Source organism: Candidatus Chryseopegocella kryptomonas, assembly GCF_001536065.1.
Classification (GTDB): Bacteria; Bacteroidota; Ignavibacteria; order Kryptoniales; family Kryptoniaceae; genus Kryptonium; species Kryptonium kryptomonas.
The window spans coordinates 25274-48722 of record NZ_CZVW01000016.1; the positions used below are offsets into that span (position 1 = coordinate 25274).

Below are 23449 nucleotides of genomic sequence, written 5' to 3' on the forward strand. Positions count from 1 at the left end.
CGCTTTTCTATTTCCTAAAGATCTATTCTTTTTATTTCATCCCCATCTAAAATATAATAACTATCTATTAACCAGTTTAATAGTTCTGGTTGAATTTTAATTTCCGCCCCCGGGTTTAACCATAAGTTCGCCATGGAAATAAATTAGTAAAAATTAAAACTCCGCTTATCCTTTTGTTCCTAAAACCCTCCGGACCCAAAAATATCCCATTAGTAATAAAGTTTCCCGAACCATATTTTTTTCTCCTTAAAATCTTACCATCTTGTTGAACAAATTCTCCACCATATAACACATCAAGAACATCTTGAATATCTATAGCTATGGAACATATATTTACGGCAATTATATAGGGTATATTACTTTCTACGCGTTGCTCTATTTTCTTGTTGATCTTATTTTTAAGTTTCTTATCCGAGCCCCAAAAAATAGTAAAAGACATACCGATTTTTCTATTTGCGGGATTACTAATCGGCATTTTCGTCATTTCAAACTCGATTATCCACCCATTTTCTTTATATACATACCCTCCGCCAGGTTTTAGATCTCCAACGCGATTGAGTATCATCTTTAACTTAGGTGTTGTTTTACCAATTTGAATAAGGCGCATTATTAAATAATTTTTTACATCTGCATTCGTATCAATATAATCTATTACCCTTGCTACATTTGGGTCCTCTTTATCATTAGATACACATACCTCAAGATAAAATAATTTCTGATCCCCCTTTTTTATAAGGTAATCAGGACGTTTTCCCGTTTCCTGTATTTCAGGTTCTATCTCAACATCAAACTTTTTTATTAGTTCATTATATAAATATAGCTCAAACCACGCACTCATAGATTCAGTATTATCTGATGATCTTAATCTTTTTCTTAACATATTCTTATATTTGTCAGGATATTTTTCATACCAGTTTTCTATTGTTAATCTAATTTTTGAAATATCTTCTCTACCACTTCGATTTAAATATTCAAAAATTGATCCTGCGGCTTTCTTTGGCTCCATATAATTCCTATTTATATCATCAAACACTTTCAGATTTAAAGACTTTTCCTTACACATCTTTATTTTTTGCACTTTATTTTTATACCCCTTTTTTATAAAATATAATCAAAAATTTGCTTTTTAAGAAACCTCACTTGCTTTTCACTTTCAGCCTTATTATATTTCTATTAGACATATGTCTAAAATCATTTAATTAATCAAAATGTCGCATAACTTAACCGAAAAACAACAAAAGATAGTTAACTTCTTAATCTCATTTACATCAAAACACGGCTACCCACCAACAGTCCGTGAAATAGCAAAACATCTTAACACCCCATACACAAGAACAATTGAACATCATCTCAAAAAACTTGAAGAAAAAGGGATAATAAAGCGAGATAGGGGAGTAAGCCGTGGAATCAAACTCTCAAACCCCGGCATCCCTGTCCCTCTTGTCGGCAGGATAACAGCAGGCAAACCAGTATTAGCTACCGAAAACATAGAAGATTATATAACTATCGACCCATCACTCCTTAAACCCGGAACATGTTTCCTTCTACGCATTAGAGGAGATTCAATGATTAACGCGGGTATATTTGACCAGGACCTGATTCTCGTAAGGAAACAGCCAACCGCAGAAAATAACGACATCATAGTTGCCCTCATTGACGAAACTGAAACAACTGTGAAAAGGTTAAAAATTAGAAAAGATAAAATCATACTTGAACCCGAAAACCCCAATTATAGACCTATCATCATCAAAGACCCCGAAAATTTAACAATCATAGGTAAAGTCATAGCAGTTATAAGAAAGATAGATTGAAAACAAAATCTAAAACAAAAATGAAACTTGATATTATCACCTCAGAACCACTCCCTGCTGAAATCCACACCAGACTCATAATAACATACATAAAAGCTGGATACCCATCACCAGCTCAAGATTTTGCAGAAGAGAAAATTGACCTTAACCGCCTCCTCATAAAAAGACCATCCTCAACATTCCTTATCCGTGTCTCGGGAAACTCAATGAACGATATCATACACGATGGAGATATACTCATTGTTGACCGCTCGCTTGAGCCCCAGAGCGGAGATATAGCTCTTTGTGTTTTAAATGGAGAATTTACTGTCAAAAGAATACAATTTAGCTCAAATAACGAAATAAAACTCATCCCCGAAAACCCAAACTTCCCCGAGATAAAAATAAAAGAAAACGATGATTTTCAAGTATGGGGAGTTATAACTTATATAATCAGAAAAGCAAAGTAAAACCAGCAATTGCTCTCGTTGATTGCGATAATTTTTACGTCTCATGTGAGATTGTCTTTAACCCTAAACTAAAAGACAAACCCGTCGTCGTCCTGTCAAATAATGACGCAGTCGTCGTCGCAAGATCAAATCAAGCAAAAGAACTTGGCATCCCCATGGGAGCCCCTATTTTCAAAATAAAACCTTTTCTTGAAAAACATAATGTTATAACCATACCATCAAACCTTCCACTTTACGCAAACATATCAAACCGTGTTATGAACATCATCCTTGAAGATTTCCCCAACACGGAAATTTACTCAATTGACGAAGCTTTCATCAATTTTAACCTCTCAAAAACAAACCTTGAAAAATTATTCTCACTCCAAAATAAAATCCTCAAATGGACTGGCATCCCTACAAGCATTGGCGTCTCAACAACTAAAACACTCGCAAAGGTTGCTACGAAAATTGCAAAGAAAAAGCAAAACCAGAAAATCCACATCTTACTTGACCCTGATGAAATAAAAAACACACTTTCCACTTTTGACATAGAAGACATCTGGGGAATAGGGAATAGCTATTCAAAATTTTTAAAATCACATAACATTAACACCGCACTTGACCTTGCAAACGCAGATGATATATTCATAAAAAAACATCTTGGTATCCCCGGACTTCGCATAGCTCATGAACTTCGCGGTATTCAATGTATTGACATTGAGATAGATCAGAAACCGAAAAAGTCAATCATGCGCTCCCTCTCTTTCCCTGTTGAAACCCAAAACTTTGACGAAATCTCATCATATATTTCCCGTTTCGCTGAAATCTGTGCAAAAACTTTGAGAAAACAAAACTCAACCGCAACAATCGTTTCCGTTTTCATATCAACAAATCCATTTAAGGAAAATTACTTCTCTAACTTTATCAGCTTGCCCCTGCCTTATCCAACTAATTCAACCTTTGACATAGTTAATTTTTCACTTCACCTTTTAAGATCAATTTATAAACCAGAGCATCTTTATAAAAGAGCAGGAGTTATAGTATCAGGAATTTTACCTCTAAACTCTATCCAACAACATTTATTTATCAAACCCGATCCCAGAAAACAGATATTATCCCATCTCATTGACGAGATTAATTCCCGCTTCGGTCCCGCTTCTCTCCACATAGCCCTCTCAAAACCCCCTACAAAAAATCAACCACTCATATTCGAAATAACAATTTAATTTTTCCTTTAAAGTTAATATATTTATGCAAATTTAAAATTTTAAATAAAACAACAAACATTGCATGCTAAAATATAATTCATTTTTCAAAGCAAATAGCGAAGTGATTAAATCATCCCCTTTCACACTAACAGAAATTCTTAACGAGGTAAAAGAACATATTGATAGTAAATATAGAGACACACTATACCTCATTATAGCTGAAATCAAAGAAGTTAGATTTGACCCTAAAACAGGGAATTATAGTTTTGATTTAATAGATAAGCAAAATAATAACATCACTGCAGTAGCTAATGCTGTGATTTGGAGAAATAACGCCAACGTTATTGAAGAATTTACTAAAGCAACAGGTATTAAACTTAAAGCTGGAATGAAAATTTTGTTTAAAGCTTATATTAAATATAGCCCCAAATCAAATTTATTTTTAGATATAAGGTATATTGACCCTTCCTATACACTTGGTGAAGTAGAACGCCGGCGCAGAGAAATTATAGATCAGTTAGGAAAAGAAAATTTAATGGATAAAAATAAACAGCTTGAATTTCCACTTTTGCCTCTCAGAGTTGCCGTAATTTCTTCTTCTGTTTCAGCTGGTTATAACGATTTCAAAACAATTTTACAAAATTCAAATTACCCATTCGAGATAACCCTTTTTAACGTTAATGTTCAAGGTGAACAAATGGAGCAGGATGTAGTATTCAAATTTGAAGAAATAAGTAGACATTGGTATAACTTTGATGTCGTTGTTCTTGTGCGCGGTGGTGGCTCAGGAGCTGACCTCCATTATTTTGATAGTTATCTCATCGGTAAAGCTATCGCTTACTGTCCTCTCCCTGTTCTTACTGGAATAGGGCATACAAAAGATCAATCCATCGCTGATCTCGTCGCTTACAGAGCATTCAATACCCCTACAGCAGTAGCTAATTTTATTATTGAAAAAGTTGAAGAGTTGGAAAGACGTATTTCTGAAATTGAAGAAAGAGTAGGAATTTTAACGGTAAATATACTTGTTGCTAAAAACATTGAACTAAACGAACATATAAATACTTTGAAATATCGGACTTCAAAAATTCTTTCAGATAACGAAAATAAATTAAACCTCCTTTCACAAAATTTACCTTATCTAGTTACAATCTCTATTTCAAGAGAAAAAAATAAAATTGCTCAAAACGAAAATCAACTTAAACTATATACCCAAAGTTTTATACATAATAAATTATCCTTGTTAAATTCCAGAATAGAAAATCTAAAATCATTAACAAACCAAGTTATCTCAAGACAATCAACATCGCTTAATTTTCTTGCCTATAAATTAGATACAAATCTAAGAAGATTGATGGAAAATTATAATAACAAATTGATCCTCATTGAATCCAAAGTAAATTTGCTCGATCCAATCAATGTTCTTAAACGTGGTTACAGCATTACCCGCTTGAATGGTAAGGTACTAAAATCATCCCTAAGTGTTAATTCAGGTGACATTATAGAAACTATTCTTTATATCGGAACAATAAAAAGTGAAGTTAAAACAAAGGAGGAATAACCTTTGAGATACCGAGACGCTTTACGAGAACTTGAACAGATAATAAGCTCTCTAGAAAATGAAGAAGTTGACGTTGATGAATTAGCTGAAAAAGTTAAGCGAGCCCGAGAACTTATTGATTTCCTGAAATCTAAATTAAAAAAAGTGCAAGACGAAGTTCAAAATACTCTTAACGATCTTGATGATCATGATAATTCCTTTAATGATAATATTTTTCTTTGAAGTAAAAAATTGTCCTACACTATTGAAATTTGAAAATGTTCACTGCTTAAGGTAAGAAAACCGGGCACGAATTCACTTCCTTATCTAACTTCTTATATTAGTATATATAAATACAGAGCAATCCCTCAAAATGTCCTGCGGACTCTCCTAAGGAACCCTTCGAGCCTTAGGAGAGCCCCTTGAACCCTAGAGGGTCCCTTATGGACGATCCCTTTGGGGCAAGCAAAGTTGAAGCAATCTCTTTATCCCCATCATCACGAGATAAGCAAAACAATCCTTTTCCTATACGCAACCCTTAAAAATAAACTTTTGAATTTTTCAAAAATTTGCATATTATTATCAAAATTTGTATATTATAAATAGACAAAATTGTTATAAATTTGTAAATTTGAATTTACATAATTTGGAAATGAATAAAATATAAGTTAAATTTATATCTGCAAAAAATGCTGGTCAGAGCTAAAATAAAAACCCCAGGGAGAAATCCCCGGGGCTGAGTAAAACAAAAGAGGAGAAGAAACATGACGGCAAAAGAAATTAAACAACTCAGAAACTACGCCCTAAATTTAATAAACGACGAGGATATCGTGCAAGACCTACTGCTGAAAATAATTGAAAACAACCTAAACTTCCCGCTCGCAATAAACTATATAAAACTATCAGCAAAAGGCTCAATCTTTTACAAAAAGAGAAAAGAAGCTCTCAATTACTCAGTTTCACTTTCAACAGCGCCCGCCGACGCCGAAAACTGCACAATTGAAGAAATAATCCAAACTCAAAAACCAGATCCAGAACAAAACTTTGAAATTCAAGAATTTAGATCAAACCTCACAGAAAAAGAACTTGAAATCTTAAACTTGATTGAGCAAGGTTTCACAGTCCGAGAGATCTGCAAAAAGTTAAAAATCTCAAGCAAAACCTGCACCAAAATTCTAAAATCAATAAGACTAAAAGCACTTGAATATTTCGCTTTCGGCGAAGCCAATCCCCCAAAGGGCTCCTTAGGAGAGTCCTTAGGACCTTTGGGAAAGGAAAACAAAACAGCAAAAACCTCACATTTATAAGTGAGAATTGTTAAACAAAATAAGGAGACCCGAAATGATTAAAAGGATTGAACAACAAAAACCGCAAAACTCAAAGTTAGAGCTTGTCCAAGGAACTGTTCAACAGATAAACGACCGCGGGATCAAAGTCAACGACCGCTGGTATAACTTCTCAAAGTTTCTCAAAGAAAAACCAGAAATCGCACCAAATGATAATGTTGTTTTTCTTGCTGACCAGAATTTCATCTCAAAGTTTATCGCTGTTGAAAAACAGCCAAAACAACCAGCAGAAGCCAAGCCACCAGAAACCACCACAGCCGAGACGCTCTTACTTGAAGCCTTAAGAAGTGCAGTCTCAATCGCATCAACGCTTGAAAGCGAAGTCTCAATTAAGTTTTCAACTCAAGACATCATTAAACTTGCTCTAATCCTTTTCATTCAAAAATCAAGCGAAAATTTGAATTAAAAACTAAAAAAGGTGAAGTAAAATGAAATTTGTCGGCCTTAAAATCAGGAAAACCATTGAAGTTAGGGTAATAGCAGTAAATGTTGATGCGAATCACAGAAAAGCCTTTGAATCCCCTAAAGAAATCAAAAAACTCGGACAAATAATACAAAAAAAAGAAAATCACCGAATTTAACCGCTCTGCAAAACTTATCTCATTTAACCTTTATTTCGTCTTTGGTTTTAAACGCTGAGGCTCCCCTCCCGCCTCAGCTTTTATATATTTAGCAACAAATTAAAAACATAAACCCGACAATTTGAATGATCCCAAAATATATTAAAGATTCCCCAAGTCTTTTCTACCAACAGCAGAAAAAGCCTTCTTTACTCGCTCAGTTTAAGACAAATCAACGCCAAATTCCTCAAATACCAAGTTTAATCAAAATCAAACCAGATATCGTTTCCAAAATTATACAAATAGAAATACAAAATGAAAAATTAATTTTAATTATTAAACAGCACCTCATTCACTCATAATTAACGACAATTGGATCATCCAAAAATAAATTTTTTCAAATTTCTCCAAAATTTATATATTAAATTAAGTAAAATTATTCCAAATTTATCAACCAAAAACCTGCAAACTGGAAATGAACAAAATATATCCAAGAAGAATTGAAAGCAAAATCATACATGAAATTGAAAAACCAGAAATCATCCTCCTGACTGGAATGAGACAAGTTGGGAAGACAACCCTGATGAAAACCATATTTGAACGCATCCAAACAGAAAACAAAATATTCCTTGACCTTGAAAACCCTCTAAATCAAAAAGTATTTGAAGAAGAAAACTATGATAACATCATACACAATCTCGCCTCACTTGGCTTAAACCCGAAAAAGAAAATGTATGTCTTCCTTGATGAAGTTCAACTTGCCCCGAATATCGTTAAAGCAGTGAAATATCTTTACGATAGCTACCAAATAAAATTCTTTCTTACAGGTTCAAGCAGTTTTTATCTTAAAAACCTCTTCCCTGAATCACTTGCGGGAAGAAAAGTCGTCTATGAATTGTTTCCACTTGACTTTGAAGAGTTTTTAATTTTTAAAGAAATTAACAAAAATTTCCCTGAAGAAAACCACTCCAGCATCTACGAAAAACTCAAAACCAGAGCAGAAAGTAAAGACAGGATCCTGTATGAAAAACTTATAAAACTATACGATGAATACCTCAAATTTGGTGGCTTCCCAAAAGTTGTCCTTGAGGAAGACATCAACAGAAAAAGATTAATAATTGAAGATATATTTAAATCATACTTAAAAGATGTTAAATCATTAGGTAATTTTAAAGAGATAAACAAACTTAGGGACCTTATAATCCTTCTCTCAGCAAGTGTTGGCTTAAAACTTGAGATCTCAGGAATTGCTACAAAGCTTGGGGTATCAAGGGAAACAATATATTCATATCTTAACTTCCTTGAGCATACATACTTTATCTTCCTTGTCCCTCCATTTGTCAAAAATGTAAATGGCGAAGTAAGGGGAGCAAAAAAGGTATATTTTTGCGATACAGGAATATTAAATTATCTCGGCAAGTTAACAGAAGGAGCTATCTTTGAAAACGCTGTCTTCCTGAACCTAATAAAGTTTACAGAGCCAGCGCTTAAACCAAAGATAAACTATTATCAAAGATACAAAGGTTCAGAAATTGATTTTATTCTAAATGAAAAGATAGCAATTGAAGCAAAATTAAATCCACAAATTACAGGTATAAACAAACTTAAGCGAATTTCCCAAGAGCTTGGCTTACCTTTCTTCATCATCTCAAAAGATTTCTCAACATACCCAGAAGTCATCCCCTCACCCTTTCTCTAATACACATTATGTAAACTTAAACTCCCCTATCCAACTCAAAAACCCTCAACTCTCCAAATATCCCCAGGACTAACTATCAAAATCCCTTTATATTTCCCGTCCCAAAGGGATCGCTTCGCCGAATCTCAAGCAAATCTTTATCTCCAGTTACTATTACATCAACCTTGCCTTTCCCTAAGGGATCGCTTTGCCGACAAGCGCTCCAGTCGGATAAGCGATCCCTTAGGGACGAGAATGTTATCATCACTCTCATCACGACAAACTCTCTCATTCAACCCACCATGGACCACAACTATACAATTACCCCTTCCCAAGGGGATCGCTTTGCGACAAAAATTTCTCAATCTCATCAACATCATCTCTATCAAAATTTAATCTCATCATAACATCCCTTAACTCCCTGAGAACAAATTCAGAAATATAAATCTCATGAGCCAGTCCCAAAGGGATCGCTTCGCCGACAAACATCTCTCAAAAACATCCCTGCTTACTCCGCTTGTCATAAAAGCCGAAATCTCGGCGAAGCGATCCATTAGGGAAAAACATTTGTGTCAAAAAACACCCTCACGACCCTGATCTACGATACAATTTTAAAAACATCTTCATCTGTATAAATCCCTTTCACCCTCGCCTTATACCTCATCTTATCCCTCAACCTCTCAAATTCCTTCTCGGCGAAGCGATCCCTTTCGGGAAAAGAAAGATATCTTTTCAGCGCATCCCTTATTATATCACTTCTCTTCAAACCCTCCTCCTTTGCTAATTTATCAACTTTTCTTTTCAAGTCAGCTGGCAAACTTATGGCTATTATCTCCCTCGGCATTTTACTTTTTATTAATTTTTAATACACAACAAAATTTAAAACTTTTCGCAAAGCGATCCCTTAGGGACACAATCAAAATCAAAATCCCCCATAAACCATTATCCGCAAAGCCTCAAGAAAGTCCCTTTGACCTTCGGGACAGGATGAAAAATCAATTCATCCTCTAACCCCCTCTAAACTTAGAGAGGAGGAATCAAAGGGGTGAGTTAAAAAATTAACTTACTCCCCTTTCTAAAAATTTAGAGAAGGAGACTTAGAGGGGGGTGAGTTAAGAAAATTTCTCCAACCTGTCTCCCTCTCTAAAAACTTAGAGAAGAGGAACTAAAGGGGTGAGTCAAAAAATTAACTCATCTCCTCCCCCTCTCTAAACTTAGAGGCTGTGTCGCAACCTCTTTTTTATCATCAGTAAAATCTTAATATAGAAAATAAAAAGTAGGAGCAATAAAACCTTGCCTCTACTTGAAAATTAGTTATTTAATAATCTCAACATCTTCCACATCGTCAAGAATTTCATTTATCAGCTCATTCAAGCTACCATAATTATTATAAATAAATAGCTCCCAGCATTCGCGGGGTTCATGATTGCAGCCCGCTTTCATATAGAAAACAATTTTTGCTCCGCGCGGGGCTTTATATGTATAGCCCCACGCATCACAAAATTCGCAATTCCATTTGTAAATTGTTTTTGTCTGCATAATATTTTACCTCCTTTTAATTATAAATAAATTAACAATCTGTTATTTTCCAAGGTATATGCTGGCTTTACTGTTTTAACTACAGAAATTTCATCTTCCCACCAATCTTTAACATTCATTAGGTGGGAAGTCTGGGGGGAATACCTATAACAATAGTGCTTAATCAGTCTTACCTCATCCGTGATTATCCCCGCTATTTTCAGTATATCTTGATCCTTTAATAATCCCAACCGTCTTGATAAATACCCAAACGGAAATAACCAATCTCTCTTATCCCCTTTGCGAATTTCTATCTCCTTTATCTCCCTTCCAAATTTTTCAGAAAGGAGATCAAAGATAGGGGGTTTAAAAAATACATCTCTAACAACCCCTCCTTCAAACCAATCTCTCCAATCTTCTTCATAAATTTTTATTTCTATCATTTTATCCTCCTCTTTTTAAACGATTAAAGAATAAACTATTTCCATAATATCACCTCCACTGGACAAATTTGAATATAGATTTTTTAACTATATTACCCAGCTCATCTTTTTCCTCTTCAACAACTCTTTCGGTTGTCGGAAATACAAGTTTGTCAAACAAAAAAAATTGACTATGAGGGAAATAATATTCTAATTTTCTAATTGTAAAAATTGTCAATGAATAGTCTCCTGCAATCCACAAATAAACATCATTTCCTCCTTTTGCTTTCTCATCCCAAATCTTCACAATTTTCTTCGCCAGTTCCTCGGCCATTTCCCATACCTCCTCTCTTGAAAGGGAGGAGGGGACGTTAGGAAATGGCAAATGAACAATTTCAGTCCATCCTCTTTTTTGCTCCGCCGGCCAACCCTCCGGCGGATGGTTACTAACTGCAATTAAAATTGATTTTGGGGACATATTTTTGAAGTTCATGGCCATTACACATTTTTGTTTTATATAATCTCGCTATAAATATAATATAAAAAAATGTAAAAGTCAAACCTTTGTAGCAAAAACCCGCCTACCCCAGGCTAAACAGTATAAGCGCGAACTATCGCATGTATAATCGCTATATAACCACTCTTTATAAACTTTTTATCATCTCCATACTTGCTCCTGTAACAAACATATTCAAGCGAATCCTCAATTGATTTAAAACTTTTAAATTCAACAATTTTCTCATTTACAATATCAAAAATCCTAACCTCATATCTGAGTGCATTTTTAACACTTTTATCAATCCAAGAAAACACCCGACTTATTATCCCGCAAAAACGAGAAATCTCCGCCTCAATTACTTTAATTTCTTCACTCATTTTTATCCCTCAGTATTTTTTATTGTTCCCCATCGTGTTTTCCACTTTCAATTTCCTTGGCGGCTTTTTCAACCGCCCATCTAACAAATTCAAGAATTGACACGCCAAGCTTCTTGCTCATCACAACAGCTATTTCATAAGTTTCTCTTTTTACTAAGATAGGTTTATAATCTCTCACCTTTTTCAAATTTGTTCTTTTCCTCATTGTTTAACTCCTGCTTTATTTTTTTGTAATATTCCTCCAGCGCTTTTCTTATTATTTCCCTTTTCTTTACCTTATACCCCCGACTCCTTTGGATTTCAAGAAGGATTTCTTCAACAATTTTCACAAGCTCCTCGTCGACATAAAGTATTTTGCTCATTTTAAAAATAAAACTTTATTTTACTTTACATAAAAATATAATACATTTTATTGCTAAACCCAAGCAATTTAAATTTAGGTTTCTAAATTACCTCTTTAGGGGAACTTAATAACAAACACCCCTGTCATTGTCGCTAAACCCCGAAGGAGTCCCCCTAAGGTCCGAAAGAACTCCCTTGGAGGGTTTCCTAAGGCCCAGAGGGCTCCTTAGGAGAGTCCATAGGACCTTTGAACCTTAGGGACGAGCCCAGACGATGTATTTGATTTCGCCCCCACCAATAATTAAATTAAAAACAAAAACCCCAAATTGTATATCTGCAAAGTTTGCAAAAGAACACAAATTTCATTCACAACAAAATGTATTCACTGCTTCTCCTTTCTCTCGCTTGAAAAGATTCACCAGACGGCAAATATATTAACACTTGACCAGATAGAACTCAAAGAAATAAAAAAATTCAAAACCCCAATTGACGAAAACCTCGGCGATGGCTTACCACAGGGCTCAATGACAATACTTGCTGGAATCCCAGGAGCCGGAAAATCAACACTCGCACTTGAAATAATTTCTGAAATCCTCTCACATGAAACAGATATCCACTCTCTTTATATCTCAAGCGAGGAAAATCCAGAACTGATTAAATCAAGAGCATTAAGAATCGCCCCAGAATTAAACCACGACGATAGATTTCTCATAATTTGCGAAACAAACCTTGAAATCATAAAAAACACAATAAAAAACATAATCACATCAACACTTCCACAGTCGGCGAAAGCGATCCCTTCGGGAAACGCACATCTTTTCATCGTCCTTGACTCAATCAACGCCGTCAAATCAAACACCTCAAAATCACACCCTGGCTCACCATCAAACATAATCAAAACCCTCAACACATTACAAAACATAAGGAATCAAACAAACAGAACTACAACACTTATAATCGCTCACGCAAACAAACAAAGAACAATTGCAGGACCTCTCACACTCCAACACATGGTTGACATTGTATTATTTTTCAACATTGAAAAAGATAACTCAAGAACCCTTACAACCTTAAAAAACAGATTCGGACCATCAGGAGTTAAAACAACACTTATTCCAGGATATCCTCCCTCCTGAGCATTGGATAATGTTTCCTGTTAAAAGTCCACAAGACCATATCATATTTATCAACACATGCAGCTATTAACGCATCCGCAAGCTCAACCCCATGGCTTTTCCTATACTTGTTGAGATAATCCCCCGCCAGACGACCAACCTCAAAATCTATATTTAAAACCTCAACTACCTCTCGGCGAAGCGATCCCTTAGGGAAAAGATCATTTTAACTTTTCTTTCCTCATTTTTCCTTAACCCAGCCCATATCTCGGCAACATTCACAGGTGTGATGTAAAGCTTTTCACCATCTCTTAGAAAAGCCTTTATCTTCTCAACCACATCTTCCCTACCCCTTAGCCCCCATATTAAAACATCACTATCAAGAATCTCGGCAAAGCGATCCCTTTCGGGAACTCCCGCCATACAACCTCCTCAATCTTTTTCCCCTTCTAAGTGACCTGATGTATTTATCAACATTTAATTTCCTATTTCTCCACAAACCCGCTATCTCATCAACAATATATATCTTTTTCTCACCCTTTAAATATTCTCTTCTCAACGCTTCTCTTATCAACTCAGACATCCTCACACCTTTTATCTTACTTTCAATTTTGAGTATTTTAATTAAATCTTCATCAAGGTATATTTGAGTTCTTTTCATTTTTTTAATGATTTTTATTTTTTCGGCGAAGCGATCCCTTTTGGAGATGTATTAATATACATCATAAAACTTAAAATTCAAATCTTCCCCACCGCCCACCCCCGCCGTGCCATCGTGCGGAAACATCAAGTCAACGAAAAAACAAACAAACATAACATCGTGCCGTATAACCACCGTCGGCGAAGCGATCCCCTTGGGACACGACGGCACAATTCCCACCTAAAACGCACCGCATCGCTAACGCTCGCCGTGCGTAATTCCCTATTTTGCTGTTTCTTTATTTTGCCCCTTCGCCCCCAAAGAAAATTTACGCCCCCACGCTCCACTTCGCTACGCTCTTCGGCTCGCTTCGGCGTGTCTTTAACACTAAATCATTACATAAATTCGGCTCTGGCGACCCTTGACAGGACGCTTCGCTTACGCTCCGCTCGGGCACTCCTGCCCGCCTGTCAAGGGCAAGACAAGTCGCCAGAGCCTGACCCAACCTCACATCCGCTTCCCAAAGGGATCGCTTCGCGACGTGCCGTCGCTGATCGCTCCGTCACGCCCCTTGTGGCTCGCTAAAGCTTCGCAACAAGGGGGTGCTCAACAACAAATCAAAAAAATTAACACCACAACCGTCGGCGGGCTCGGTCTTGACAAGACGCTCGCTTCCGCTCGCTCCCGCACTTCTGCGGGCTTGTCAAGACCAAGACAAGCGAGCCCGCCTCCATAAAAACACGCCTTCGCTCGCCTTCGGGGGGCGTGTGTGTCTCCTGCGGGGCTTCGGGGCAAAAAATTGCTCCGTTTTTTGCCGTGCTTTTTAAAAACAAAATTTTTGAAAAAAATGAAATACCGTGAAGAAATTATCACAATCACCGTCGCAGAGGTTTCTCCCCGCGGGCTTCGTGCATCAGACGGACGCTTTTTCAATTTCCCCCGCCCCGTCCCTTTTATCTCGGAAATTATACCCGCTGGCTCCGTCGTCTCCTTCGTCTGGGTCCGCACCCCGCATAGCGTTATTTATAAAACCGCAGGAGATCCAACAGTTTGCAAGTTTTACATCAAACAAATTTTAACAATTAACTAAAGGAGGTCAGCCATGCGAAGAATGAGCGATCTCGTCATCAACAAGTTCTACTTTGAGCTCTTTACTTCACATCTACCGAAACAATCAAGAGAAGAAAAAAAGAGATGTGACGGTTGCGGATCCCCAGAAATCTACCGAGAAATTAACCCTCTATTCCTGGAAGTGAAAGTTTTCATTTGCAAAAAATGCTGGGATGAGTTTATGCTAAACTCTTAAAACTAAATGGCAAACTAAAAAATGGAGGTCACCATGATTAAAAGAATTACTCCAGCTGTTTCAACCAAAATTCAAAATGTTAAACAAAATGAGGGGAAAACTATGATCGTTGAGGGAAAAGTCCAACAAGTGAATGAACGCGGTCTCAAGATTAACGATCGCTGGTATAACTTCAGCAGATTTTTAACCAAAAAACCAACTATCGCTGTAAATGACTCCGTTAAGTTTATCGCATCAGGCAACTTTATAAATGACTTCATCTCCATTGAAAAAGCCGAGAATCCTCTCCCAAAAGGTCCTAAGTACCCCCTTTGGGGGATCGTCCCGAACAAAGAAACCCAGCTGCTTGAAGCACTAAGAAGCGCAACGAAGATTGCTTCTATCATTGAGAACGAAGTATCAATAAAGTTCTCGGCGCAGGATATAATAAAACTTGCTCTAACTCTTTTTATTCAACAATCTGATCACTAAGCTATTTAAAAACTAAATGTCAAACTAAAAAATGGAGGTCGCTATGAAATTTGAAGAAATTAAAACGAATAAAGATTATACCGAATATCTTAACGAGGTAAAAATGAAAGCCTTCATAAGACTCGTTGAAATTAGAAAACTTATTCAAGAGCTATCAAAAGAAGAAGAACAAATAAAAGACTGGGCGCTTGATTATGTGCGCGAAAACTTGCTCAAAGATGAAAAAAGCGCCGACTTTGAAATCAACGGCTTAAAAGTCAACATAACAATAAACTATAAAAAAGTCTTTCAATACCCAGAAGAAATAATAAAACTTGAAAACGAACTGAAACAAAAAAAGAAAATCGCCGAACTTGACGGCTCCGCAAAACTTTTAAACCTTAACCCTTACATCGTCCTTAAATTTTTATGAAACGAAAAGCCCCGGCTACCACCGGGGCTTAGCCGATATTTTACAATATTAAAACACTAATTAGCAAATTTTTGTCAATTCCTCTTCAATATCGTTAAAGTCTTTTGGATGAATGTGAAATATACGCACCACCTCTGGCAAATCCTCTTTCCAATCCTTTGCTGCTTCAAGAATACCTCTATGCCGTCCTCCACCAAAAGGTAAAACACTGACCACCCTCCACTTACGCTCATATGCTAACCTCAACACTTGCTCCATAAACACTTTAGCATCATTTGTCTCCAGTCTCCAATTATTAACAATATAAGCTTTCTCCTCCGACAAACCCTCCTGCTCCAGCTTTTTGAAACAATTACGGCTAACTACAAGACCATCGCTTTCTTCAATCGCAATAGCTATATCGTCAAACTCAAAACTCAAATGAACTTTCTTAAAACTTATCCCTCGTATCCGCTGAGGATGTCGTAACACTAAATGCTCAATCGTTTCTTCCGAATAGAACGGGTATAAGAAGTGTTCCCGACTCTCGGAATCCTGTCTGAAAAGCACACCCTTGACAATAAATACCCAACCTGCTAAACCGTAAACCAAATTTGGATCATCCACCTCTACATCAGCAGGTTTGCTCTCGCAAAATGCTTTAAATAAAGCTGGGGCTTTAATAAGATGATATAATCTAAACCATCTAGAGCGTTTATCATCATAGTCATAGCCATTTTGCTGCCAGTGATCGGTAATATAAACCATTCTATCAGATGCAACCCTTAAAACCTTTCTGAAGAAAGTCCACTCATTGACACATTCGTGATTACCCCCTTCGCGACATCCATCATTTTTGCCAATGAAACAAGACAGTTTTAAGCCAGCCGATTGAATTCGTCTAAGAACCTCATTGTTCTCCCGGCCGAAGAAAACAACCCATTTATCATCCCTTTCCCGATGGAACACTTGCACTTCACTTGTCCTTACATAAAGCCAAGCATCCTCAATACGATGTAATTTAAAAAACCTATAATCAGAGAGGACAAACAATTCATACGGAAGATCCAGCAGACCTTGAAAGTTTCTGCCACAGGATGGGTAAAAGCAAACACTTTTGTCTTGAAAACCTTGTAAAAAATTATTATGGGTGATCCTCCAAAGGAAATCCTTAGGATTTTTAGAAAACAACATCATTTTCACCTCCTTAAATTTTAATTTTTTTACCCCTTTAATATACAATTCCATCAATTCCCCTCCCTAAGAAATCCCCTAAAGGGGACCTTAGGGACAGGTTCAATTCACACCAGTTTGTCGGCATATCCAAATGCATCAATTCAATCCTTCGGAGGATCACTTGGAGGAGACAGATTCTATTCACACTTTGTACCAATAACCCCCAGACCTCAACCCTAAGAGCACTTAAGAAGAGATTTGATTCCCACTTGAAACCCAAAAACTTTTCAACAGATTCATTTGAAAGCAGATCACTTAAGGACAGGCACCACTCATACCCACAGTAAAACAACATTTTAAACAATTAGATTCACACACTCAAATATAATAAATTTTATCCCAAAAGTCAACTCCCTTTGTGTTAACTTTTACCCCTGATTTTCCCGCTATCCCCCCTGAAATGTGTTAGGATTTGCGGCAGAGTGAGGTTAATTTATTGATTTATAAATTGAAAAATTTCTATGTTAACTTATTAACGAAGCTCCCAGAAACCATAATAACAAACCACTATCCACATCTTCTCCCTAAGGAACTCTCCTTGAATCTTCACCAACTTACACCCACTTTCTAATAAATCTTTTTAAGACTAAACGATACCTCATACAAAAACAAGCTCACATTCGGGATTAATTTTAGCGCATATTCTAACTTCTCATCTCTTTCCTTAAGTATAATTATCCCCCTCACATTATAATCCTTTGCTATATTTTCCTTCACCCAACCCATATATCTTAAAATTTGCCCCACCACAACATCACTGCTTCTCCCTTTCTTAAGCTCAATAACAACAAACTCTTTCTTCTCCCTATCAACAGCTAATAAATCAATATTGCCAATTGGAGTTGGATATTGTCTGCCAGTGCTTTCCTCGTCTTGATAAAGTTCTAAATTTGCACCAAAAATCTTATTAAAATTTGCTTCTATAAATTCCTCCAGATATTTTTCCATAGCAAATTCCATGCTCTCCGTAACTACAGAAATTTCCCCCTTACTCTCAACAAGGTTGAAATCCACGCCCTCTGTTACAGCCTTTACCGCTCTCATTCCTTCCTCCTCAGCAGAAATAGTGTGTAAAAATAAGTCTATATCAAGAAAACTTAAATTCAAATCAGGTCTTATGTCTTTGATTCTTTGAAGCGCCTCCAGAACTTTTAGATATGCAGAACCCCAAAGGTCTTTGCTTTCATATACCCTCCACCCGATAACAGAAAAACCCATATCTGTTTTATTGTTCCACAAACAATATTTTTCCGGTTTATAATCCATCAAAAAAGAAGTGAGTATTCCCCTACCAAACCCCTCAATATGATACTCGCCTCCTAAAATCTGCTCTATCCGCTCCTTTATCTCTATATCCTCATCAAGAAGATACAATATAGTCTCCCTAAAACGCTTTTTATCTCGGATGATCCTATCCCTATATATTTGATTTAAACTCTGTCTCCCACCCCCACTTTTATAATATTCAATGAACCTTCTCTCCAACTCTTCATCAGACATTCTCCGTATTACATCTGGCTGTATCCACTTATTATTTTCTTCAAGCGCTCTCCTCCTTTGCTCCGAAAGTCTCTTTCTAGTTTCCGACATTTTTACAAACCATTCTAAAAGCTTTCCTATTTGCTCCTCAGACAATCCCATTTAAACCTCCTAATTCTTCTTTTGTATCTTTGATCTAAAATCTTTCTCTAAAATTTAAAAAAGCGTAAATATACAGTCAATCCTTTCTCTGACTCAAAAAATAATCAATAATTTATATCCCCCATCAAGATAGATCCACTTCACCGACAAAATCAAAATTCCTCTCCTAAAGGTCCTAAGGAGCCCTTTGGGCCTTTGGGGGATCGTCCCTAAGATCCAAAGGACCCCTTTAGGGGGACTCCTTTGGAGCTTCGCCGACCTCAAGGACTAGATCCCTTTGGATCTTAGCCGACACGCAACTGTAAAATAGTAAACGCCATCCCCCTATCCCAAAACATAAATAAATTGTTACCTTTTCTCAATCCATCCCCTTACCACTGATAATTTTTACCACTGATATTTTTAACCACTGATAATTATTACCCCTGGTTAAATCTACCACTGGTTATTTTAACCACTGGTAAATTTTATCACTGATTATTTTAACCTCTGGTAATTTTGACCTCTGGTCTGATTTACCACAGAACCTCATGGAAATCGCTTTGCCGAAATTCCCGATTAATATTACCCTTGACTTTAATTTTTTTAAATATTATATTACCTCAAAAACTATAAAAAACTTATAACTGAAATGATCTACTACATCAAAGACCTCGCACTTCGCCTTGGAGTAAGCAGAGTTACTATAATCAACTGGGAAAAAAGGGGATTTTTAAAAAAACCAAAGCGAGATAAAAACAACCGCCGAATCTATACAGACGATGATATAAGAGAGATTTTATCTCTCGTTCGTGAAACTGACTACTTCAAAAATCTGAAAAAATACAGAAGAAATAAAAAATCAAATCAAACAGGTTAAATGCTCACAATTACATTTGCAAACCAGAAAGGTGGAACAACCAAAACAACAACATGTGTAAACCTCGCAACAGCGCTTGCCATGCGTGGTTTGAAAGTTTTAGTCATTGATATGGATTCACAGGCAACAACCTCTATGATACTTGGCCCCGTAAGCGATGAAGATACGAACACAGTTTATTCTGTCCTCATCAATGAAATCCCCCTAAAAAATGTTATCAGAAAAACAAGATTTGAAAACCTCTTCATTGCTCCAAGCAACATCCTGCTTGCAAGCGCTGAAATTGAGCTCGTCCCGAAGGTCGGAAGAGAATTCATGCTTAAACTCTCAATGTCAGACCTTGATAATCAATTTGACTTCGTCCTCATAGATACAGCTCCATCGCTTGGACTCTTAACCATCAATTCACTTACAGCAAGCGACTATATCATAATCCCAATCAGCTGTGATATACTATCCTTTGTCGGTGTAAAACAACTCATAAACACAGTTAACATTGTTAGAAAAAAACTTAACCCATCTCTTGAAATTTTAGGTGTCCTATTAACAAGATACGACCTCAGAGTCCGTCTCTCAAAAGAGGTTGAACGAAAAACCAAAGAAATTTTCGGCGATCTCCTTTTCCCACACTATATCAGCGAAAATGTAAAACTTAGAGAAGCACCCCTTCAAGGCAAAGTGATTTATGAATACGCACCTAACTCAAGGGGAGCGAGAAACTATCTTGAATTTGCAAACGACTTCCTTAAAAGAGTTAAAAAATTAACAAAAAATACAAAATCTAATTAATGGCTAAGCAATTTAAAATAGAAGATTCGCCCCTTTTCCAGATAACTTTGCCCGATCGGCAAAAGCGATCCCTTCGGGAGAAGCAAAAAAAATCACGAAAAATCAGCAAAAAAAACCAAATTTCAACATCATCTCCCGAAGGTCCTAAGGCCCCCCTGGAGGTGATTGCCCCAAAGGAATCCACAGCAACACAAACAACCCATTCATCTTTACAACCACTTCCCCCAGAAATTTACAAATCATTATTAGATAAAATTGTTAAGCATCAAACACCAACAGAGTTTATTGTTTATTCAACCCTTCTAAAGTTTTCAAAAATTACCAGTGACCCCACTTCGCACGATAACCTTATAATTACCGAACCAATAAGTATAAATAAAATAGCCCAGATTTGTAACATAGCATTTAAAACAGCAAAAAGAGCCATTCGCAATCTCATAAATAAAAAACATATCTCTATCTTTAACACATATAATTCAAAAAATCATAAACCAACGGAGTATAAAATAGAACATAACATCCTACCTCATATAACAGAATCATCAGAACAGGGGGAAACATGGAACCAGTAAAATTAAAAAGAGCCATACTTAAAGAAGAACTCCTTGCTATTACAGGTGACCCGATCTCCGCCATCGTCCTTAACCAATTCTTATACTGGTCAGAAAGAGTCAAAGACTTTGATTCTTATATAGCCGAAGAGAATGAGCGCCGTAAATTTGCAAATAAAGAACCTTTTCCCCTTACGCATGGCTGGATATACAAATCCGCACAAGAACTTTCCGAAGAAATTATGATTGCCTCGCGCGCCTCTGTCCAAAGAGCTATCAAAAAACTCATTGATTTAGGCTACATAGAAGAAAGGGAAAATCCCGAATACCCCTGGGATCGAACGAAACAATATAGAGTTAACCTCAATAAAATTATCCAAGACCTCGCAGCAAAAGGCTTCACATTGCAAGGTTATAGATATCTTGACCGCTTACAAATCCCTGTAACCCCTGAATCTGACCCACCCCCCATTGCTCAGGATGAGCAATGCATTGCTCACAGTGAGCAATCAATTGCTCAATCTGAGCGATCAATTGCTCATAATGAGCAAACAATACCAAATATTATATCAAAAACTATAACAGATATTTTCTCTCTTTCTCTCTACAGCGAAAAAGAAAAAGAAAAAATCATAAAAGAAATCGTGTTAAAGTTTTATAATCACCTAGGACAGCAAAAGGTATCCAAAGCCAAATTAAATAAAGGTATAAAAACAATCAATCAATTATTAGAAGATGGATTCTCAATAACCGAAATCGCATTAGCTATAAACTGGGCCCTGAAAAACATGGAAAATATATACTCAATCGCAATTATACAAGATATCATAGGCCAAGCACTTTCAGAACATAAAAAATTCACTGAAAAAAGAGAGCAAATCATAAAACAGCAGGAAGAACATAAAAAAATGTTAAACGATTTCCTGAAAACCCAGGAAAAGCTAAAACTAATAGCAGAAATAGAATCAAAGCTTGATGAGGAAACAAAAGAGAAAATCAAAAAACAAGCAGAGCGAGAACTCGCAAAAGAAGGCATTACCCCTGATAACCTTGTCTACAAAATTTTATTACAGCTTAAAATAAACGATTTAATCCTCTTATATGGCACCGAGAAAAATCTAATTAATCAAAAACCAGTATAAAAGCGTAAAAATTGAAACTATATCAAAGACCCAAAAGATAAAAGAAATTTTTTAAATTGGTAAAATCGCCCTTGAAGACAAAGCCAGAAACCTTCTTGAAAATAAAGAAGTTAAAAGACTGTATTTAGGAGAAATTTAATTTAAATACCCAGCCCCATTCCTAATGGATCGCTTCGCCGAGACATTTGAAAAATATATTTTATTAGATCAAAAAGAAAAAAGGAGATAATTAGTATGACAAAAGAAAAAAAGTTCTATAATGCCTTAAAAGATCTATTTGTGGGTGCTAAGATAGAGGGGGAATCGGGATATATCAACTTGATGAAGATTAAAACAAAATATTATGAAAAAGGTATCTTTCCAAAACTTAAAAAGGATATAAAAGAAGCACTAAAACCATTTCCTGAATTTAGGGAGGAACTTTTTGATAAACTTTATACATTTTTCAGTCGCTATTTTTCTGAAAGTGGCTCAATTTATTTTAGATATACCCCAGTCTATCAAAATGTTTATGAGAAGGTTTATACGGATGATAAAGATGTGATTCTTTTCTGGAAAACCCACATGCTTTACTATGTTAAAACCGATAGATTATTTAAAAGCCTAGATGTAAAAATAGACAGATTTAAATTCTCCTTTGACGCTTCTAAGTTAAAACATAAGAAAGCATTCGAGAAAAAGAAAATAATTTACCAGCTTAAGAAAAAGAAAATAAAAAATAACAGGACGATTGAATTTGAGGTTTCTTATGCTGAAGGAAATAAGAAGACAAAAATTGACGAGATTTTGAAAAGCATCAAGAAGAAAGGAATAAATATAACTGAGGAGATTTTAGAGCGAGCATTCAGGGTTTTTGAAAAGCAAAGTGAGGTTGACTATTTTATAAATAAGAATGCGAAGGAGTTTTTAAAAGAACAATTTAATCTCTGGTTTTATCAGTATGTTTTTTCAGGAAAAAGTGAATGGAAAAAGAAAAGAATAAAACAACTTCAGGTTTTAAAAGAGATAGCATTTAAAATTATTGACTTTATCTCACAATTTGAGGATGAACTCGTAGAGATATGGAATAAACCAAAGTTTGTTTTGAATTCAAATTATGTGATTACTTTAGACAGAATAGCAGGTAAAGGAAAGAAAGGAATAAATTTAATTAAACAACTAATCAAACATAAAGGTTTTAGAAATCAAGTTAAAGAATGGAAAAAACTCGGAATTATTGATAAAAATGTTTCCATGCCCACACTTAAAGGTAAGATATTAAACAAAGGTAAGACATTAAGCAAAGATTATCAATTTTTGCCGGTAGATACTAAGCATTTCAATGAAAAAATAAAACTTAAGTTACTTTCTTTATTTGATAATTTGGATCATGAGTTAGACGGCTGGCTCATAAAAAGCGAAAACTACCAGGCGTTGAATACTATACTTCCAAAGTTTCAGGAAAAGGTGCAAACAATTTATATTGATCCGCCATTCAACAAAGAACAGGATGCAGATTATTTCTATTCTGTGAAGTATAAAGATTCCACTTGGGCTACAATGCTTGAGAATAGGTTAAGGCTTGCAAAAGATTTGC

Annotated in this window: 31 protein-coding genes and 1 pseudogene; 18 read left to right on the forward strand and 14 right to left on the reverse strand. The window is 35.9% G+C overall.

What is annotated here, in order from left to right; translation table 11 throughout:
- Positions 1-115: 115 nt before the first annotated feature.
- Complete coding sequence (locus AWW83_RS07245; protein ID WP_092350402.1) at positions 116-1063, reverse strand: hypothetical protein; 948 nt, start codon at positions 1061-1063, stop codon at positions 116-118.
- Between the two features lie 145 nt (positions 1064-1208).
- On the opposite strand from AWW83_RS07245, the gene lexA reads away from it, so the two are divergent.
- The 9 genes from lexA (at position 1209) to AWW83_RS07290 (ending at position 8595) form a co-directional block, all read left to right on the forward strand.
- Entirely contained in the window at positions 1209-1811 is a 603-nt protein-coding gene (lexA, locus tag AWW83_RS07250) for a transcriptional repressor LexA (protein ID WP_092350404.1), read from the forward strand.
- A gap of 20 nt (positions 1812-1831) precedes the next feature.
- Positions 1832-2260: a LexA family protein gene (locus AWW83_RS07255; protein WP_092350406.1), complete on the forward strand. Its 429-nt coding sequence runs from the start codon at positions 1832-1834 to the stop codon at positions 2258-2260.
- Positions 2221-3468 (forward strand): Y-family DNA polymerase, encoded by a 1248-nt coding sequence (locus AWW83_RS07260; protein WP_092350408.1) that lies wholly within the window; start codon positions 2221-2223, stop codon positions 3466-3468. Before AWW83_RS07255 ends, AWW83_RS07260 begins: the two co-directional genes overlap by 40 nt.
- Positions 3469-3532: 64 nt before the next feature.
- Positions 3533-5011 (forward strand): exodeoxyribonuclease VII large subunit, encoded by a 1479-nt coding sequence (gene xseA, locus AWW83_RS07265; protein WP_092350410.1) that lies wholly within the window; start codon positions 3533-3535, stop codon positions 5009-5011.
- 3 nt (positions 5012-5014) lie between these two features.
- Complete coding sequence (xseB, locus tag AWW83_RS07270) at positions 5015-5233, forward strand: exodeoxyribonuclease VII small subunit (protein ID WP_072150004.1); 219 nt, start codon at positions 5015-5017, stop codon at positions 5231-5233.
- A 521-nt stretch (positions 5234-5754) separates the two neighbouring features.
- The gene (locus AWW83_RS07275) at positions 5755-6297 is read left to right on the forward strand and encodes a sigma-70 family RNA polymerase sigma factor (RefSeq protein ID WP_092350412.1); all 543 of its coding nucleotides are present in this window, start codon (positions 5755-5757) and stop codon (positions 6295-6297) included.
- Between the two features lie 34 nt (positions 6298-6331).
- Positions 6332-6742 (forward strand): hypothetical protein, encoded by a 411-nt coding sequence (locus tag AWW83_RS07280; RefSeq protein ID WP_092350414.1) that lies wholly within the window; start codon positions 6332-6334, stop codon positions 6740-6742.
- A 22-nt stretch (positions 6743-6764) separates the two neighbouring features.
- Positions 6765-6917, forward strand: a complete 153-nt coding sequence (locus AWW83_RS09895; RefSeq protein ID WP_159421140.1) for a hypothetical protein — start codon at positions 6765-6767, stop codon at positions 6915-6917.
- A gap of 454 nt (positions 6918-7371) precedes the next feature.
- Complete coding sequence (locus AWW83_RS07290; RefSeq protein WP_092350418.1) at positions 7372-8595, forward strand: ATP-binding protein; 1224 nt, start codon at positions 7372-7374, stop codon at positions 8593-8595.
- A gap of 300 nt (positions 8596-8895) precedes the next feature.
- Here AWW83_RS07290 and AWW83_RS09900 read toward each other — a convergent pair whose 3' ends face one another.
- The 7 genes from AWW83_RS09900 to AWW83_RS07320 form a co-directional block, all read right to left on the reverse strand.
- Entirely contained in the window at positions 8896-9063 is a 168-nt protein-coding gene (locus AWW83_RS09900; protein ID WP_159420569.1) for a hypothetical protein, read from the reverse strand.
- A gap of 109 nt (positions 9064-9172) precedes the next feature.
- Positions 9173-9418: a CopG family ribbon-helix-helix protein gene (locus tag AWW83_RS07295; protein ID WP_092350420.1), complete on the reverse strand. Its 246-nt coding sequence runs from the start codon at positions 9416-9418 to the stop codon at positions 9173-9175.
- Between the two features lie 470 nt (positions 9419-9888).
- The gene (locus AWW83_RS07300) at positions 9889-10113 is read right to left on the reverse strand and encodes a hypothetical protein (RefSeq protein WP_092350422.1); all 225 of its coding nucleotides are present in this window, start codon (positions 10111-10113) and stop codon (positions 9889-9891) included.
- Between the two features lie 20 nt (positions 10114-10133).
- Positions 10134-10535, reverse strand: a complete 402-nt coding sequence (locus AWW83_RS07305) for a hypothetical protein (RefSeq protein ID WP_092350424.1) — start codon at positions 10533-10535, stop codon at positions 10134-10136.
- Positions 10536-10584: 49 nt separating this feature from the next.
- Positions 10585-11007, reverse strand: coding sequence for a hypothetical protein (locus AWW83_RS07310; RefSeq protein ID WP_143713923.1), 423 nt, complete (start codon positions 11005-11007; stop codon positions 10585-10587).
- A 98-nt stretch (positions 11008-11105) separates the two neighbouring features.
- Complete coding sequence (locus AWW83_RS07315) at positions 11106-11390, reverse strand: hypothetical protein (RefSeq protein ID WP_092350428.1); 285 nt, start codon at positions 11388-11390, stop codon at positions 11106-11108.
- A gap of 19 nt (positions 11391-11409) precedes the next feature.
- Entirely contained in the window at positions 11410-11595 is a 186-nt protein-coding gene (locus tag AWW83_RS07320) for a hypothetical protein (protein WP_092350430.1), read from the reverse strand.
- 463 nt (positions 11596-12058) lie between these two features.
- On the opposite strand from AWW83_RS07320, the gene AWW83_RS07330 reads away from it, so the two are divergent.
- Positions 12059-12868: an AAA family ATPase gene (locus AWW83_RS07330; RefSeq protein WP_072150002.1), complete on the forward strand. Its 810-nt coding sequence runs from the start codon at positions 12059-12061 to the stop codon at positions 12866-12868.
- Here AWW83_RS07330 and AWW83_RS10225 read toward each other — a convergent pair.
- The 4 genes from AWW83_RS10225 to AWW83_RS09905 are packed head-to-tail and all read right to left on the reverse strand — an operon-like array spanning position 12843 to position 13727.
- Positions 12843-13019 carry a PIN domain-containing protein gene (locus tag AWW83_RS10225; RefSeq protein WP_143713503.1) on the reverse strand — a complete coding sequence of 59 codons (177 nt, stop codon included), beginning with the start codon at positions 13017-13019 and terminating at the stop codon, positions 12843-12845. The two genes, AWW83_RS07330 and AWW83_RS10225, sit on opposite strands and share 26 nt — an antisense overlap.
- Before the next feature lie 14 nt (positions 13020-13033).
- Positions 13034-13270, reverse strand: a complete 237-nt coding sequence (locus AWW83_RS07335) for a PIN domain-containing protein (protein WP_072263486.1) — start codon at positions 13268-13270, stop codon at positions 13034-13036.
- On the reverse strand, positions 13227-13508 hold the full coding sequence (locus AWW83_RS07340) for a ribbon-helix-helix domain-containing protein (RefSeq protein ID WP_092350434.1): 282 nt from the start codon (positions 13506-13508) through the stop codon (positions 13227-13229). The genes AWW83_RS07335 and AWW83_RS07340 overlap by 44 nt, the downstream gene beginning before the upstream one ends.
- Before the next feature lie 51 nt (positions 13509-13559).
- Positions 13560-13727, reverse strand: a complete 168-nt coding sequence (locus tag AWW83_RS09905; protein WP_159421141.1) for a hypothetical protein — start codon at positions 13725-13727, stop codon at positions 13560-13562.
- Between the two features lie 607 nt (positions 13728-14334).
- Between AWW83_RS09905 and AWW83_RS09830 the strand changes: the two genes are divergently transcribed.
- The 3 genes from AWW83_RS09830 (at position 14335) to AWW83_RS07355 (ending at position 15676) form a co-directional block, all read left to right on the forward strand.
- Entirely contained in the window at positions 14335-14577 is a 243-nt protein-coding gene (locus tag AWW83_RS09830) for a hypothetical protein (protein WP_143713924.1), read from the forward strand.
- Positions 14578-14826: 249 nt separating this feature from the next.
- The gene (locus tag AWW83_RS07350) at positions 14827-15264 is read left to right on the forward strand and encodes a hypothetical protein (RefSeq protein ID WP_143713925.1); all 438 of its coding nucleotides are present in this window, start codon (positions 14827-14829) and stop codon (positions 15262-15264) included.
- 43 nt (positions 15265-15307) lie between these two features.
- Positions 15308-15676, forward strand: a complete 369-nt coding sequence (locus AWW83_RS07355) for a hypothetical protein (RefSeq protein WP_143713356.1) — start codon at positions 15308-15310, stop codon at positions 15674-15676.
- Between the two features lie 60 nt (positions 15677-15736).
- Here the strand turns inward: AWW83_RS07355 and AWW83_RS07360 are convergent, their stop codons facing one another.
- Together AWW83_RS07360 and AWW83_RS07365 are read right to left on the reverse strand one after the other, a co-directional pair.
- Positions 15737-16903 carry a hypothetical protein gene (locus tag AWW83_RS07360; protein ID WP_143713926.1) on the reverse strand — a complete coding sequence of 389 codons (1167 nt, stop codon included), beginning with the start codon at positions 16901-16903 and terminating at the stop codon, positions 15737-15739.
- Positions 16904-17458: 555 nt separating this feature from the next.
- Positions 17459-18532 carry an endonuclease NucS domain-containing protein gene (locus tag AWW83_RS07365; protein WP_092350443.1) on the reverse strand — a complete coding sequence of 358 codons (1074 nt, stop codon included), beginning with the start codon at positions 18530-18532 and terminating at the stop codon, positions 17459-17461.
- 631 nt (positions 18533-19163) lie between these two features.
- Here AWW83_RS07365 and AWW83_RS07370 point away from each other — a divergent pair.
- From AWW83_RS07370 to AWW83_RS07390, 5 genes and pseudogenes are all read left to right on the forward strand, one after another.
- A complete protein-coding gene (locus AWW83_RS07370; RefSeq protein WP_072149994.1) occupies positions 19164-19391 on the forward strand; it encodes a helix-turn-helix domain-containing protein in 228 nt (75 codons plus the stop codon).
- Entirely contained in the window at positions 19392-20180 is a 789-nt protein-coding gene (locus tag AWW83_RS07375) for a ParA family protein (RefSeq protein WP_072149993.1), read from the forward strand.
- The gene (locus AWW83_RS07380; protein ID WP_092350445.1) at positions 20180-20752 is read left to right on the forward strand and encodes a hypothetical protein; all 573 of its coding nucleotides are present in this window, start codon (positions 20180-20182) and stop codon (positions 20750-20752) included. The genes AWW83_RS07375 and AWW83_RS07380 overlap by 1 nt, the downstream gene beginning before the upstream one ends.
- Positions 20740-21873, forward strand: coding sequence for a hypothetical protein (locus AWW83_RS07385; protein WP_072149991.1), 1134 nt, complete (start codon positions 20740-20742; stop codon positions 21871-21873). Before AWW83_RS07380 ends, AWW83_RS07385 begins: the two co-directional genes overlap by 13 nt.
- Positions 21874-22107: 234 nt before the next feature.
- Positions 22108-23449, forward strand: a pseudogene (locus tag AWW83_RS07390) (site-specific DNA-methyltransferase); the annotation flags it as partial.

Coding starts and splice junctions, on each gene's coding strand:
- AWW83_RS07245 (WP_092350402.1), bottom strand. CDS start 1,063: ATGTGTAAGGAAAAGTCTTTAAATCTGAAAGTGTTTGATGATATAAAT.
- lexA (WP_092350404.1), top strand. CDS start 1,209: ATGTCGCATAACTTAACCGAAAAACAACAAAAGATAGTTAACTTCTTA.
- AWW83_RS07255 (WP_092350406.1), top strand. CDS start 1,832: ATGAAACTTGATATTATCACCTCAGAACCACTCCCTGCTGAAATCCAC.
- AWW83_RS07260 (WP_092350408.1), top strand. CDS start 2,221: ATGGGGAGTTATAACTTATATAATCAGAAAAGCAAAGTAAAACCAGCA.
- xseA (WP_092350410.1), top strand. CDS start 3,533: ATGCTAAAATATAATTCATTTTTCAAAGCAAATAGCGAAGTGATTAAA.
- AWW83_RS07275 (WP_092350412.1), top strand. CDS start 5,755: ATGACGGCAAAAGAAATTAAACAACTCAGAAACTACGCCCTAAATTTA.
- AWW83_RS07280 (WP_092350414.1), top strand. CDS start 6,332: ATGATTAAAAGGATTGAACAACAAAAACCGCAAAACTCAAAGTTAGAG.
- AWW83_RS09895 (WP_159421140.1), top strand. CDS start 6,765: ATGAAATTTGTCGGCCTTAAAATCAGGAAAACCATTGAAGTTAGGGTA.
- AWW83_RS07290 (WP_092350418.1), top strand. CDS start 7,372: ATGAACAAAATATATCCAAGAAGAATTGAAAGCAAAATCATACATGAA.
- AWW83_RS09900 (WP_159420569.1), bottom strand. CDS start 9,063: ATGTTTGTCGGCGAAGCGATCCCTTTGGGACTGGCTCATGAGATTTAT.
- AWW83_RS07295 (WP_092350420.1), bottom strand. CDS start 9,418: ATGCCGAGGGAGATAATAGCCATAAGTTTGCCAGCTGACTTGAAAAGA.
- AWW83_RS07300 (WP_092350422.1), bottom strand. CDS start 10,113: ATGCAGACAAAAACAATTTACAAATGGAATTGCGAATTTTGTGATGCG.
- AWW83_RS07305 (WP_092350424.1), bottom strand. CDS start 10,535: ATGATAGAAATAAAAATTTATGAAGAAGATTGGAGAGATTGGTTTGAA.
- AWW83_RS07310 (WP_143713923.1), bottom strand. CDS start 11,007: ATGAACTTCAAAAATATGTCCCCAAAATCAATTTTAATTGCAGTTAGT.
- AWW83_RS07315 (WP_092350428.1), bottom strand. CDS start 11,390: ATGAGTGAAGAAATTAAAGTAATTGAGGCGGAGATTTCTCGTTTTTGC.
- AWW83_RS07320 (WP_092350430.1), bottom strand. CDS start 11,595: ATGAGGAAAAGAACAAATTTGAAAAAGGTGAGAGATTATAAACCTATC.
- AWW83_RS07335 (WP_072263486.1), bottom strand. CDS start 13,270: ATGGCGGGAGTTCCCGAAAGGGATCGCTTTGCCGAGATTCTTGATAGT.
- AWW83_RS07340 (WP_092350434.1), bottom strand. CDS start 13,508: ATGAAAAGAACTCAAATATACCTTGATGAAGATTTAATTAAAATACTC.
- AWW83_RS09830 (WP_143713924.1), top strand. CDS start 14,335: ATGAAATACCGTGAAGAAATTATCACAATCACCGTCGCAGAGGTTTCT.
- AWW83_RS07350 (WP_143713925.1), top strand. CDS start 14,827: ATGATTAAAAGAATTACTCCAGCTGTTTCAACCAAAATTCAAAATGTT.
- AWW83_RS07355 (WP_143713356.1), top strand. CDS start 15,308: ATGAAATTTGAAGAAATTAAAACGAATAAAGATTATACCGAATATCTT.
- AWW83_RS07360 (WP_143713926.1), bottom strand. CDS start 16,903: ATGGAATTGTATATTAAAGGGGTAAAAAAATTAAAATTTAAGGAGGTG.
- AWW83_RS07365 (WP_092350443.1), bottom strand. CDS start 18,532: ATGGGATTGTCTGAGGAGCAAATAGGAAAGCTTTTAGAATGGTTTGTA.
- AWW83_RS07370 (WP_072149994.1), top strand. CDS start 19,164: ATGATCTACTACATCAAAGACCTCGCACTTCGCCTTGGAGTAAGCAGA.
- AWW83_RS07375 (WP_072149993.1), top strand. CDS start 19,392: ATGCTCACAATTACATTTGCAAACCAGAAAGGTGGAACAACCAAAACA.
- AWW83_RS07380 (WP_092350445.1), top strand. CDS start 20,180: ATGGCTAAGCAATTTAAAATAGAAGATTCGCCCCTTTTCCAGATAACT.
- AWW83_RS07385 (WP_072149991.1), top strand. CDS start 20,740: ATGGAACCAGTAAAATTAAAAAGAGCCATACTTAAAGAAGAACTCCTT.